The following is a 12,874-nucleotide window of genomic DNA, read 5'->3' on the forward strand; positions in this document are numbered from 1 at the left end:
AAGATTGCGGATAGCCGCGGTACGGAAAGGCGGGGATTGCATGATACAAGCGGTTATTTTTAATCTCGAAAGTACATTGTTAGACCCCGGAGGACGAGGCTTAACCCAGGGAATGCGTGATATTTTCAGATGGAAAGGTATACAGGTAACTGAAGAACAGGTATCTCATGGGCGAGGAATGCCGATCCGGGATCATATTGCGAATGTGCTGGGACTTTCAGAGGTTCGGAAAAAATGGCTGGAGTGCTTTGGTGCGCATCCTGGCAGAGTGGATATTGAGCATATTTATCTTGAGCTTGTCCCTGTTCTCCGCTCCTTGATCCAAGGGGCTGAGCCTGCTATCGGTATAGACAGGGCGCTGCAGGAGTTGCAGGATCGTCGCATTCAGTCAGGTGCCACTGCATCCTGTCCAATGGAGATGCTCAGTCACGTATTTACGCCTGCACAGTCACCCTATACGCTGGATTGTATGGTTGCCCCTTGTGAAGTTTCGCAGGGGAGACCTTATCCGTGGATGATCTATGAAATTGCACATCGCTTGCAGGTATTTCCGCTGAGCGATATTGTGAAAGTAGGAGATACAGCAGCCGATATGCAAGAAGGACGGAACGCCGGTGTATGGACGATTGGTGTCTTGAACCATAACGAAAGCGTGACGACTGTAGCTCAAACGACCAGCCATGAAGCGGAAGACAGAGTGGCTGAGGAACGGCGCAGACAGAGTGTATATGGTTTGAAAAGAGCAGGAGCCCACATCGTGATGAACTCGGTCGCTGACTTGCCGCGTATTTTGCGTGAAATCGAAATGCTCCAGCATACGGGAGGCTATCCTTCTTATACAAAACAGGTGAAAACAGCGGCGCTACCTCCGTCATAAGAACGGATATGAGTCTGGAGTGCTTGAATACACACTTCTAGGTTATATGTATGCACCTACTCGGATAAAGGTGAACTCTGCTCGGCTTTCAAAACATAATAATGGAGCATTCGCTACGTTAGCGAATGCTCCATTTTAGTTTACTTCTTTTCGTTCAGTTGAATCGAATCCAACATAATATTCACTATTCAGCGTTTTTTACCCGGAACTGGTCGGCATGACGCTGCAGATTGTTTGATAGTGTGGTCAAATTGCGGGCTACTTCGGATAGTTCTTTTACCGCTAGGGCCTGCTTCTGAGCACTTGCTGATACATCTTCTGTCATTCCGGCAGTCTGCTGTGCCGCGCTGGCTGTGTGATTTAAATGTTGATCTACGCTGTGACGTACCTCTTGCATCTCTGCCGTCAATTGAGCCAGATGTGCAGCTAACTCCTGAACTTCCTGTGAGACCTGGGTGACTTTGTCAACAGACTGTAGACATACCGAAATTTGGATTTCTTGTTCATTGACGGTCTTTATGTTTTCATCAAATTGATCACCCATTTGCTCAATTTGCTCAACAAAGCTGCTTAAGATTTCATCGATTTCACGAATCGATATGGCGGATTGTTGGGCAAGTTGTCCCATTTCATGAGCGACTACAGAAAAACCCTTGCCAGCTTCGCCTGCACGTGAGGCTTCAATAGATGCATTAAAGGACAAAATCTGCGTCTGCTTTACGATGCCCTGTACCTGCTGACCGATGTTAGCCGCCTCGCGGGATTTTTCGGTTAAGGCGTGTGACATACGTTGCATCTGTTTGATACGCAGGGCGCTTTCTCGTCCTTTTTCTAATAACAGTTCATGCTCACTGGCTACCTGATTGCGAACCTCATTGAGATGATGGGCTGTATCCGTGAATTGCTGCACATGGCTTCCGACTTCATCCAGCGTTTGTCCTAATCGGTCAGATTGTTGAACCGATTCCACCGCTTGTTCTGCTTGGTTAATAGAGACATCGGCAATTTGCTGGAGCGTACGGGACAGTTCCTCAGTCTGATGGAGTGTCCCCTCCGTTGTCACGACGATATTCTTCGATGCATGCTGGAGTGTACTTGAACTGCTTTGAATATCCACAATCATATTCGACATGGCTTCCACCATTTTGTTCGTCAATCCGCTGATTTCGCCTAACTGATCATATGTTACTTGCGACGATGTAACCGTAAGGTTGCCGTCGGCTACTTGCTCCAGTGTATTTTTAATAAATCTCACCTGACGCAGTATCCGCCGGGTTACCAGCATCATAGCCGCAATGGAGATGATCAGAATGATGGAGATAACAGGGATAACTAATCGGTAGGCTTCGGGCAAGGTATGTTCGTATACTTCAGTCACAGAGGACAGGGATCTGTCGATTCCCAAATAACCAATGATGGTTCCGTCTGTATCCTTAATGGGAGTAAAGGAGGAAAACATCGTCCCCCACTCAGGGTCCGTTGTAATATCTGTAGTTACCGTTTCCCCTTGTTTTAATTTCTCTTCCGTTTCTTTAAGGGTAAAACTTACAGGAGTTCCGAATGGACTGTAGTCTTTGTCGTCCCATGCGGCTCCATCCACCGTAATTTTCCACTCATTGCCAACCCGATTGTACATATAGATGTACAGGATTCCAGTTTGCAGCCTGAGCGTATTTAACTCGTTCCGAAGCTGCTTATACGCGCTGCTTTGCTCAGATGTATCCGTATTTAAGCTCTTGACTGCGGATTTGTCCAGTAACTGGGCCGTGTTCTTTGCCAGTGTTTCATTGTTTAGCTGCATGGTTGATAGAGAAGCATTTTGGATAGATTGATTGGTCGTCCACAAAACAATGACGCCAATCACTATTAAAGGAATGAGCAAGATGAAGTAGAGTTTGGATTGTAATCCCATTCTTTTTTTGACGCTGCTTTTCATAATATGCTCCTTACTTTGTTTTTTTTTCTTCATATATATCGTGTACAAATAGGAAAATATGAATAGTTATTCAGATGTTTCATGATTTTTTTGCGTATTTGCGTAAATTCTCATGAAAAAAGCCTTAGCCCGGTAAGTACCGAGCTAAGGCTGTATCTTATGACTTACAAATCGTCAAATCCGTTGTCATCTCCGACCTTGCCATAATTGCGTGATTTTGCTTCAAAGAAGTCCGTTTTTGTCGCATTCAGCGCTTCATCTGAGAATGGTTTAATCCAAGGCATACAGTTTACATCTACGCCTTCGTACGCTTTGTCCATACCAAGCAATCTCAGGCGCATATTTGCCATGTATTTGATGTAATCGCTCAGCTCGTTCAGGTCGATGCCGCGAACCTCTTTGAGCGTATAATGCGCCCAATTCGTTTCCAGCTCCACAGCGCGGTCAATCATACGATAGACATAGTCCGTATTTTCCTTGGTATTCAGCTCAGGGAAATCAGACAACAGCTGCTTAAACACTTCGGCAAAGAAGTAGCAATGCTGATTTTCATCACGCTGAATATACGAGATCATTTGGCTGGTTGCCATCATTTTCTGATCACGGGCCAAATTGTAGAAGAAAGCAAACGTACTGTAAAAGAAAATGCCTTCCAAAATCAAATCCGCTACCATCGCTTGGAAAAAGGTTTGCGGGTTCTGCTCATCGCGGAACTCCTGGTAAATGTCCGAGATGAATGTGTTACGCTCCAGCAGGACAGGATCGTTTTTCCAGTATTCAAAAATTTCCTTCTGTTCCTGATCTGACACCAAAGAAGACAGAACGTAGGAGTAGGACTGGTTATGCACCACTTCCTGCTGCCCGATAATCGCTGAAATAGCTTCCAGTGACGAGTCGGTAAAATAGCGTTTTACATCCCCGACAAACATCGTTTGCATTGAATCCAGTACAGCCAGCAGGCCGATGTTAATTTTGAAGGTGCGCTGTTCTTCGGCATCCAGCACAGGGAACTGGGACGCATCCTTGGACATCGGGATTTCATCTGGAATCCAGTGATTCAGCAGTAGCACTTTATACAATTTGTACATATGTGGCATCCGAATATCGTTCCAATTCAAAATACCGGAGCTTTCGCCTTCAATAATACGGGTAGAGCGATTTGGCGCTTCCGTGTTAAAAATCTTCTGTAACTGCATGAGAGCTTCTCTCCTTTAGTTTAGGATGCGCAGCTATCACATTCTTCAATCGTCAGTGCGCGGCTGCGTACATAATAGGTCGATTTCATACCTGATTTCCAGGCATGGATGTGCAGCTCTAAAAATTCAGTTGCTTTAATATCAGGCCGTACATACAGGTTAAAGCTTTGGCCCTGGTCAATATGACGCTGACGTGCAGAAGCCATGTTGATCGAAGCGTGTTGATCCAGCAAGAAAGCCGTCTTGTAGTACCAGATAGTTTTTTCGTTCAAGTCCGGTGCAGGGTTAGCAATCTTGTAAGTTGTTTTCTCTTCATAGGAAAGCAGCTCATACAATGGATCAATGCTGGCGGTAGAGCCTGCAATAATTGACGTGGAACCGTTAGGCGCGATGGCGAACAGCCATGCGTTGCGGACACCGTTTTGTTGGACTTCTTCTGCAAGCTCACTCCACTCGGAGGTAGTGACAAATTTGCCTTCGCGTGTACCGTCTGTATAGCCACGGGAAGTGAAATAGTGCCCGGTAGACCAGTCAGAGCCCTCGAATTTGGCATAACGGCCTTTTTCTTTCGCTAGCTCCATGCTGGATTTGACGGCCAGGTAGTTAATCTTTTCATACAAATGATCGTTATAGGTTACCGCTTCATCGGATTCCCAACGGATACCTTCCAGTGCGAGTAGATGATGCAGTCCGAATGTACCCAGACCGACAGCGCGATATTGGCTGTTCGTATATTGTGCTTGCAGTACTTCAATGTTGTTGATATCAATAACATTATCCAGCATACGTACCTGAATCGGCACGAGGCGATCCAGCACACCTGCCGGAACCGCACGAGCCAGATGGATGGAGTTCAGGTTGCACACCACAAAGTCGCCAGGAATTTTGGAAATAACGATGCGCGTTTGTCCGTCCTTGGTGACCAATTCTTCTTTTTCCACTACAGTTGCAGATTGGTTTTGCATAATTTCCGTACACAGGTTGGAGGAATACACCATACCATGGGCGCGGTTCGGATTGGCCCGGTTTACCGTATCACGGTAGAACATGTAAGGCGTACCTGTTTCCAGTTGCGACTTCATCAGGCGCTTCATAATGTCGATGGCAGGCACTGTAATACGAGAGAGAATGGGATGCTGTGACGCCTCCTCATACTTTTCGCGGAAGGTACCTGAACCGAAGGTTTCATCATAAAAATCTTCCAGTCCCAGTGGACGACCGTTGTCATCTTTCCAGCCCATTACTTTCTTCACTTCATGCGGACAGAACAGATTCCATTCGCCCCGTGCTTCGACCCGCTCCATGAACAGATCGGGCAGACATACGCCATGGAACACGTCATGTGCACGCATCCGCTCGTCACCGTTGTTCAGCTTCAGGTCAAGGAATGCGAGGATGTCCTTATGGAATACGTCCAGATATACGGCAATTGCACCTTTGCGAGTACCCAATTGGTCTACGCTAACAGCTGTATTGTTCAACTGGCGAATCCACGGAATGACGCCGGAACTTGTATTTTTATGTCCACGGATATCGGAACCACGCGCCCGTACTTTACCGAGGTATACGCCGATGCCGCCGCCCATTTTGCTAAGACGGGCTACATCCGTATTGGAGTCGAAAATACCTTCCAATGAGTCGTCTACGGTGTCGATAAAGCAGCTGGAGAGCTGTCCGGCCACCTTTTTTCCGGCATTGGACATAGTTGGTGTAGCTGCTGTCATGTACATGTTGCTCATCGCCCAGTACGCTTCTTTGACCAGCTCCATCCGCTTGTCGGCAGGCTCTTGGTGCATCAGGTACATCGCGATGATCATGTAGCGTTCTTGAGGCAGTTCCATTACGCGTCCGTCAAAATCGTTGGCCAAATAGCGCTCAGACAGTGTTAACAGCCCGATATAATCGAACAACAGGTCATTTTTCGGCAAAATGGAATCGCCCAACTCATCAATCTGCTCCTTGGTATAGTAGTCGAGCAGTTCTTGACGGTAAATTCCTTTTTGGACCAAATCAGTGATCAGTGGATAAAAAGCGCCGTAAGGCTCGTCCGCATAGGATTTGTAACGGCGGTGAGTAGCCGCTTTTTTATACAAGGAAGTGAGCAAAGCACGTGCAGCGGCAAATTTCCAGTCCGGTTCTTCCTTACTAACCAATTCAAGGGCAGCCATTGCAAACGCGTTGCTAATGTCATCCCCCGTGACTTCGTCCCGGCGCAGCTTGCTAGTTACACCGCGAATGAGTCGATCCTTATCCAGCTTGTCCAGTCCGCTGAGTACACGGTCGGCATATACGGAGATGCGTATTTCGTCAAAAGCCAACTGGCGATTGTTTGGTTTGGTTACGAGTTGTGGCATAGGATTAATTCCTCGCTTTCCTGATTTGGAATCATACTTGGGAATAGGCATGAAAATGATCATGATGAGAAGATAATGGCGAAAAAAGCGATGGTCAGACAGCATTTGGGGGCTGTATGTAATCCAATAACATAGAAATAGCGATGTACCTGCCAATGAAGGGGGAAAAGATGGTTCCCGTACGATTTATCGGCTACATCACTATATTTAGACGTGTTATGAATATTTAACCCAACATATTGTGTGTAAAAACTTAAAATTTCAAATAAGTGCAAGGAGTATTATAGCAACATTCGAAGCCATACGTAAAGGAAAAGGAATGGAAAATCAAAATATACAGAGAAGTCGCGGGCTGTATTTGAATTGAGACAGTTTGAACGGTACAATGAATGATAAAGATGTTTCCTACAGAAACAAGCAGCATACATATGAACTTTTTTTGTGAAATAAGGCTGCTCGCTCTATAGACTGAAATTTTAGATTTTTAAAGAAGCGATGATTTTAATTTTAGGGAGGAACCTGGCGATGGCTATTGCAGAAGTGACAGTGATCCCGATTGGAACGGGGAGTACAAGCCTGAGCGACTACGTTGCCCAGATGCAAAAAGTGTTGAAGACGCAAAAAGGAATTACCTATGAGCTTACCTCCATGAGTACGATTATTGAAGGTTCGTTGGACGATGTATTCACCGCCATCGCTGCGCTGCACGAAGCACCATTCCTGTCAGGAGCGAAGCGTGTTTCCACCTCGGTCAAAATTGATGATCGCCGTGACAAGCCTTCCTCCAGTCACCAAAAGCTCCGCTCTGTAGCAGAGAAACTATCTGGCACCGTGACAGGAAATGTTACCGAACTAAATCCAAATCCTAGTTGAAAAAGTTGATGTAAGTGATTGATTTTTATGTAACTAAGAGTATAATAGTTTTTGTTGTCAGTTACACTGACCTGCTGGTGTAGCTCAGGGGTAGAGCAACGCACTCGTAATGCGTAGGCCGGGGGTTCAATTCCCTTCACCAGCATAGCTATCAACTCAAGCACAGCGCGGCTTCCAAGCTTTTTGGAGGACGCGCTTTTTTTGTTGGAGTGAGCATTTTTCTACCATTTTTCTAACCCTTTAATCTAGTAAAGTGGGTTTTTCAGTGCTAATACTCTCACCTGTAATTGAATCGCCAATGTTTTTTAACACCGCCTCTTGGAGATTCGGAAGAACATGTGAATAGGTATCCAGAGTTACATTGATAGACGAATGTCCAAGTTGCTCTTGAACGTTCTTCGGATGAATACCAGCTTTGAGAAGTAAGGTTGGTTATTTTTACACTTTCAGGATTATGCGGTTCCAGAAATTAAAGCAGCATTTTTAAATCTTATTGTTAATGTGCCGGATAAGCTTTTAACCACCATCATAGCATTCACCCTCAAGTTACCATTGGAGGATTTTAAAGAACAAGCTCTGCTAACCTTATGGTTGGCAGAGCTTGTTCGTTATCGGAACTCCGTATTTGTTTTCGCAGCCCCTATCGTTAGATACGCTTAATTTATTTCATTATATCGTTCGACTGCCTTGCTTAGCTTATAATTGAAATTCTCAGGTGTGCCATCCGTAGTGTTCAGGAACTGGCCGTTCAGGTCAGAATCAGATACAGGTTCCTTCTTATTGATGCGTTCAATAATTTTTGAAGCAGCCGCTTTTGCCTCAGTGGCTGAGTCAACATAGTTCCTGATACTGAAGCTGTTAATCCCTTCTTTTTGAACTCGATTCTTGTCTTTTGAGATTGTCATGAGCGCACTTAGATCTGCGGTCATAATGTCGTATTTGGCTTTAAACTTCGTCATATCAAGCTGCAGCACATTGTCGGCGGTGATACCCTGCTCATCCATTTCAATGGCCGTAGCCTCGGCATCTATCATGAACTTCAAGGCATTATACCTGATCTGCTGGTCTGAATCCTTGAGTTTTTGCAGTTCAGCCAGACGCTGCTCGTTACCCAATTTTTGCATAGCCGTGAAGTATTGTTTGGAGACAGTCTCGTAAGCGAGATTGGCACTTACCAGCTTGGTATGCAGCTGTTTTCCTTTTGCGAAGTCATCATCCACGTAGCCTTTTGTATCATAGTAGGCTTTCATCTCGTCCAGGACGGACAACAGATCATTGATGACCGGTGTCAGTTTGATCACTACGGGATCTGCGTTCGCAAAAGCAGGTTGGCTTGCGGTATAGCCGTTCGCTTTATCAATAACTTCCCGCTCAGTTTCAGCAACGCCGAGCATGATGAAGCTGAAGTTCTTCTCGATTACAGGCTGTGTATCCACTCCGAACTTCTCGAAATAATGAACCAGAACCTCATTGATTCTGCCTGTCATCAAGTTATTCAGCCTCACATACGCATTGTATTTTTCGATTTCTTTGCTCTCGCCGGACGTAACGCCTGCAGTCGCTTGATCCACGGTGGATGTAATGGCAGAACAAGCGGACAACATTGCACCCAACATAATAATGGAAATAAAGAATGATAGCTTTCTCAAAATAGTGATTCCCCCGACTGAGTAATTTAACGTGCTCTTCTTTTGTAAGATGTCTGAATAGGAGAGAGAACAACTGACCTTTTCCGGGCCTCTTCGCCGCATACCAATGTTAATTGTAAAACAATCTATTCAATTTTAAATTTATTTGGTGAATAGGTCTTGAGACTTGAGTAGCATAATTTTATAAATTTCTTTGTTGTTGACGATTGCTCTGCCAACTTCCTAAATGCTTATATTCCTCTGGTCTCAGTTATAAACTGTTGTCAGGAGATATAAGTGTGCTTCAAGATTATGTTGAATATATTGCAGCAACATCCGCCACTAACGAGAATGAGAAAATCTCAAAACTGTTGAATGTTATAATTTCAGCAAACCAATATAGTATAGATGTAGAAGGTATACTTCAGCAATTTGAAGCCGAAATAAATGCTTTTGCACAACAGCAACTATCATCAGATGATATGTATACCCAACAAGTGATACCGGATTATATCGCGTGGTTTGGTTACGAGTTATCTTATTATTATTTACATCGAGGTTCTTACATTGATGGTTTTAAACATTTGATGTATTCATTAGTAAGTTATCATACACTAAATAATGAGACTTGTTTTATAAACTGTTTGGGTTTGTTTTTACATTTTCGGGATTATGCGGCTCCTGAAACCAAAGCAGCATTTTTTAATTTTATGGAAAAGGTGTGGATGTAGCTTTTTGTTTATTGTTACTGTGCCGGATCAAGCCCTTAACCAACACAATAGTATTCAGCCTTACGTTACCATCGGAGGTGCTTAAACGAACAAAACCAATCCCCGCTAACCTTAACTGGTCGGCGGGGATTTTTGTTGAACAATCTAAGGGGAACAGTGTGTTGAGGAATCGTACTGGAAATTTAGGCTTTAACTGGTTCAGGTCTTTTTAATTGAAGAGGGGGGGGGATTAGCCAACCCTTTTCTTTATTCATTTTTAAAATACGAACTCCCAAAGCAGTCTTAGTTAGATGATATTTCGCAAATAAAGCCCCGATGTCTTCTCTAATGGATTGACCCATAGCTTGGCTGCAAGATGTCAATCCTACAGTGGTATCTAATGCGATTTTAGCTGCGATTTCGGGATCAGTAAACCTTGCACCAACCGGGATATCCTCAAGTTTCACAGGGGGTCTTTCAGGCAAAATAGGAGCTGGGGCAATCCCATTATCAGTAAGCATTGCGTCGCATTCTTGGATTTCCAGTTTAGCTTGATCAATAAGATCATCCAGTATTTTTTTGAGTTCTTTGTCTCCTGCGTGGTTTAAACATGCTTGGTAAAATGAAACGCTGCCTTTCGCTAACGCTGAAAACTGCCATACACTATAAACTTCTCCGTAATGCATGGGCTCGTCTTTTGGATTCCCGCTTAGGATACCCATTATAAACACCACTCCTTTTTTAATTTTAATGATGTACAAATTTATGATTCCCAGTAGTGAAGATTTAATGTGTGTATAAGAAATAAGTTCAATTGGCATGCTAAATACATTAAAAAATTGATTGCAAACACAAATTTAAAGGAGTGGTTTAGGTATGTTGAAAAAAATGAAGATAATGGCTGTTGTTGCATTAATGATTTCAAGCTTTGGAGCGGCAGTAGCATTTGCTGAAAACAGTCAAAACAATATGGGCACAAACGACAATGGTAGAACACAAATGCTAACTACTACTAATGATAACGATAATAATAATAATTGGGGGTGGCTTGGTTTGTTGGGATTAATTGGATTGGCAGGTTTAAAACGTCGCGAGCCTGAAAACCACAGTAAAAGATAATCGTAAACAACAACTCAAAAACAACTAAACAATCCCCGCTAACCATACTTGGTCAGCGGGGATTGTTTACTTTTAGATTCAACACACCGATCACCGAATAGCTATTAAGATTAACTAATCTTATTTTTCCGTGATCAATGTGAATTTAGAGTAAATGAAAGGACTCCGCTAATATATTGCCATAAGAGTCTTTATTTGATTACTCACTTACTTAAAGCGTCAGGGTATCTTTACTGTTTTATGGAGTAGTGGGTAATGCAGTTTCCTTCTCTTCATTATTTTTTTGAAGATCAATTACTAAGTATAGTACAAAAACAGGTATGGCAATCGAAGCTCCTTTTAATATATCCTCTATTGATTGTGATCTAACTGTAATAAATATTAGATACGACAAAGCAAGCGTGCCAAAAGTAATAAAGGAAGTGACGACATTTTTAAAATTTAAGAATTCTAATAACCATCGTACCAGTACTTTGAAAGGATATAATATAAGAATTAGTGCAAACAAGCCCATGAATACTTCTATCATATATTCCATTCCAACCGACAAAAACGAGATCCATATGAATCATTTAGCGGACATTCTGACAGAAGGCATTGTCAAACCGTTTCCTGAAAAATTTTAAGTGAGCGCTATAGACGCTGCAAAGCAGATTAGCTTTCTATAAATACCCCAAAGGGTGGCTATGGAAAGCTTTTTTTACCGAGAAGCCGCCTCAAAATATATTTCAATACATATACTTGGAGCATGAACATTCGAAGAAATAGTTTTCGAGAAAAATAGGGAAGTTGGCTTTTATGCAAAATAATATTTTCTAATTTTAAAATGTAGAATGGAGGGAACTTCTTGTGCCACGAGCTTCAGTTATACTGCCAGTTTATAACACTGTGTCCTTTGTTTGGGAAGCAATCCACAGTATATTAGCTCAAACCTATTCCGATTTTGAATTGATTATTATTGATGATGGCTCAACAGATGGATCCGCTTTTGTTATTTCACAAATAACAGATCCTAGAGTGGTTAAAATATTCCATAGTACCAATCAAGGTTTGGTTGCTACTTTAAACGAGGGATTCAATAGGGCAACTGGTGAATATATCGTTCGTATGGATAGCGATGATATTTCTACGCCAGATCGATTGGATGTGCAAATATCATTCATGGATCAAAATCCCTTAATTGATGTATGTGGTGCTGCTTTTACTACTTCTAGTGGAGGGGCACTTAAGGTGAATCCGGCTAGTCATGAAGAAATTAGAACATGGTTGTTATTTCATTGCTGTATCTGCCATCCTGCTACAATATTACGCAATAGCATGATACATCGGCTAAACATTCAATATGATAGTAGTTATCCTCATGCCGAAGACTACGAACTGTGGAACCGATTAGCCTCTCAGGTACAAATAGCAAACCTCCCCATAAGCTTATTATATTATCGTCAACATAAAGGACAAGTGTCCATTCAGCACAGAGCCATACAAGACGACACCGCTCGGAGAATTCGGCAAAGACAGTTTAGCCAGTTGGGCTTGGAATTATCAGATGAAGAGAATCAGATGATGCTGAATATTCTTGAGTTTAAAATTAATCCCTATGATTATAATTGCTACACTAAAGCTGTGGGATTTGCAAATTGGGTGTTAGATCAAAACCGTAAGTATCAGATTTACAATCAGGAACTATTAAGCATGGCTTTTTCGCGGTGTATATCTCATCTTCCATATTAACAAAGATATCAGCACGCGATCGGAAAGTATCCTAATATTCCGCTGGCATGCGTAAATGGAGTGTTTTTTATGTTTACCTGAATGCCCGGTCATAAAACATATTTACACATATATTAAGATGAAGACAAATAAAGGAGGGCTAAAGCTATGAGCGGATGTGCAGGTGCAGCTGTTTGCGGTGTGTGGACTTCTACAGCGGCTATTTTGGTGCTCTATATCCTCTTGGTTATCATCCTTAAATCATGTTGGGTTTAATTTTGCGAAAAGAATTGTATGATAATGACCCATCAATCAAGTTGAACGACCTTCTTTCATTCTGTCCGAAATTAGATTAGATAAAAAGCTCTGCTAACCTTATGGGTCGGCAGAGCTTTTTGCATTTGAACAATTTCCTAATCACTTTATTTAGCCGGATAGAGTCTCTATCGTTGTGTATTTAGTTGAATACTC

10 protein-coding genes, 1 tRNA gene and 3 pseudogenes are annotated in these 12,874 nt (G+C 42.8%); 8 read left to right on the forward strand and 6 right to left on the reverse strand.

What is annotated here, in order from left to right; translation table 11 throughout:
- The first annotated feature begins 40 nt into the window (after positions 1-40).
- A complete protein-coding gene (locus NSQ57_RS02425) occupies positions 41-877 on the forward strand; it encodes an HAD hydrolase-like protein (protein ID WP_029517887.1) in 837 nt (278 codons plus the stop codon).
- Positions 878-1,061: 184 nt separating this feature from the next.
- On the opposite strand, the gene NSQ57_RS02430 is transcribed toward NSQ57_RS02425, so the two are convergent.
- From NSQ57_RS02430 to NSQ57_RS02440, 3 genes are all read right to left on the reverse strand, one after another.
- The gene (locus tag NSQ57_RS02430) at positions 1,062-2,813 is read right to left on the reverse strand and encodes a methyl-accepting chemotaxis protein (RefSeq protein ID WP_340931247.1); all 1,752 of its coding nucleotides are present in this window, start codon (positions 2,811-2,813) and stop codon (positions 1,062-1,064) included.
- A 164-nt stretch (positions 2,814-2,977) separates the two neighbouring features.
- Entirely contained in the window at positions 2,978-4,009 is a 1,032-nt protein-coding gene (locus NSQ57_RS02435) for a ribonucleotide-diphosphate reductase subunit beta (RefSeq protein ID WP_029517885.1), read from the reverse strand.
- A gap of 20 nt (positions 4,010-4,029) precedes the next feature.
- Entirely contained in the window at positions 4,030-6,363 is a 2,334-nt protein-coding gene (locus tag NSQ57_RS02440) for a ribonucleoside-diphosphate reductase subunit alpha (protein ID WP_029517884.1), read from the reverse strand.
- A gap of 525 nt (positions 6,364-6,888) precedes the next feature.
- Between NSQ57_RS02440 and NSQ57_RS02445 the strand changes: the two genes are divergently transcribed.
- Positions 6,889-7,236: an MTH1187 family thiamine-binding protein gene (locus tag NSQ57_RS02445; RefSeq protein ID WP_029517883.1), complete on the forward strand. Its 348-nt coding sequence runs from the start codon at positions 6,889-6,891 to the stop codon at positions 7,234-7,236.
- Between the two features lie 73 nt (positions 7,237-7,309).
- Positions 7,310-7,381, forward strand: a tRNA-Thr gene (locus NSQ57_RS02450).
- A gap of 95 nt (positions 7,382-7,476) precedes the next feature.
- Here NSQ57_RS02450 and NSQ57_RS02455 read toward each other — a convergent pair.
- Positions 7,477-7,665 (reverse strand): annotated as a pseudogene (locus NSQ57_RS02455) (integrase); the annotation flags it as partial.
- A gap of 227 nt (positions 7,666-7,892) precedes the next feature.
- A complete protein-coding gene (locus NSQ57_RS02460) occupies positions 7,893-8,885 on the reverse strand; it encodes a YiiG family protein (RefSeq protein WP_029516023.1) in 993 nt (330 codons plus the stop codon).
- 251 nt (positions 8,886-9,136) lie between these two features.
- Between NSQ57_RS02460 and NSQ57_RS02465 the strand changes: the two are divergent.
- Positions 9,137-9,595: pseudogene (locus NSQ57_RS02465) on the forward strand (transcriptional regulator); the annotation flags it as partial.
- A 182-nt stretch (positions 9,596-9,777) separates the two neighbouring features.
- Here the strand turns inward: NSQ57_RS02465 and NSQ57_RS02470 are convergent.
- Complete coding sequence (locus tag NSQ57_RS02470) at positions 9,778-10,296, reverse strand: DUF3231 family protein (protein ID WP_069010789.1); 519 nt, start codon at positions 10,294-10,296, stop codon at positions 9,778-9,780.
- Positions 10,297-10,450: 154 nt separating this feature from the next.
- Here NSQ57_RS02470 and NSQ57_RS02475 point away from each other — a divergent pair, with 154 nt between their 5' ends.
- The 4 genes and pseudogenes from NSQ57_RS02475 to NSQ57_RS02490 all read left to right on the forward strand — a co-directional run bounded on the left by NSQ57_RS02475 (position 10,451) and on the right by NSQ57_RS02490 (position 12,679).
- A complete protein-coding gene (locus NSQ57_RS02475) occupies positions 10,451-10,693 on the forward strand; it encodes a WGxxGxxG family protein (RefSeq protein ID WP_069010790.1) in 243 nt (80 codons plus the stop codon).
- A gap of 542 nt (positions 10,694-11,235) precedes the next feature.
- Positions 11,236-11,319: pseudogene (locus tag NSQ57_RS02480) on the forward strand (glycosyltransferase); the annotation flags it as partial.
- 223 nt (positions 11,320-11,542) lie between these two features.
- Complete coding sequence (locus NSQ57_RS02485; protein ID WP_029516018.1) at positions 11,543-12,424, forward strand: glycosyltransferase family 2 protein; 882 nt, start codon at positions 11,543-11,545, stop codon at positions 12,422-12,424.
- Between the two features lie 147 nt (positions 12,425-12,571).
- Positions 12,572-12,679 (forward strand): hypothetical protein, encoded by a 108-nt coding sequence (locus tag NSQ57_RS02490; RefSeq protein ID WP_023986758.1) that lies wholly within the window; start codon positions 12,572-12,574, stop codon positions 12,677-12,679.
- The last annotated feature ends 195 nt before the right edge of the window (positions 12,680-12,874 follow it).

The organism is Paenibacillus sp. FSL L8-0502, assembly GCF_038593055.1.
Taxonomy (GTDB): domain Bacteria; phylum Bacillota; class Bacilli; order Paenibacillales; family Paenibacillaceae; genus Paenibacillus; species Paenibacillus polymyxa_D.

Bases quoted from the DNA above. Each gene is read 5' to 3' on its own strand.
- NSQ57_RS02425 (WP_029517887.1), top strand. From the start codon at position 41: ATGATACAAGCGGTTATTTTTAATCTCGAAAGTACATTGTTAGACCCC.
- NSQ57_RS02430 (WP_340931247.1), bottom strand. From the start codon at position 2,813: ATGAAAAGCAGCGTCAAAAAAAGAATGGGATTACAATCCAAACTCTAC.
- NSQ57_RS02435 (WP_029517885.1), bottom strand. From the start codon at position 4,009: ATGCAGTTACAGAAGATTTTTAACACGGAAGCGCCAAATCGCTCTACC.
- NSQ57_RS02440 (WP_029517884.1), bottom strand. From the start codon at position 6,363: ATGCCACAACTCGTAACCAAACCAAACAATCGCCAGTTGGCTTTTGAC.
- NSQ57_RS02445 (WP_029517883.1), top strand. From the start codon at position 6,889: ATGGCTATTGCAGAAGTGACAGTGATCCCGATTGGAACGGGGAGTACA.
- NSQ57_RS02470 (WP_069010789.1), bottom strand. From the start codon at position 10,296: ATGGGTATCCTAAGCGGGAATCCAAAAGACGAGCCCATGCATTACGGA.
- NSQ57_RS02475 (WP_069010790.1), top strand. From the start codon at position 10,451: ATGTTGAAAAAAATGAAGATAATGGCTGTTGTTGCATTAATGATTTCA.
- NSQ57_RS02490 (WP_023986758.1), top strand. From the start codon at position 12,572: ATGAGCGGATGTGCAGGTGCAGCTGTTTGCGGTGTGTGGACTTCTACA.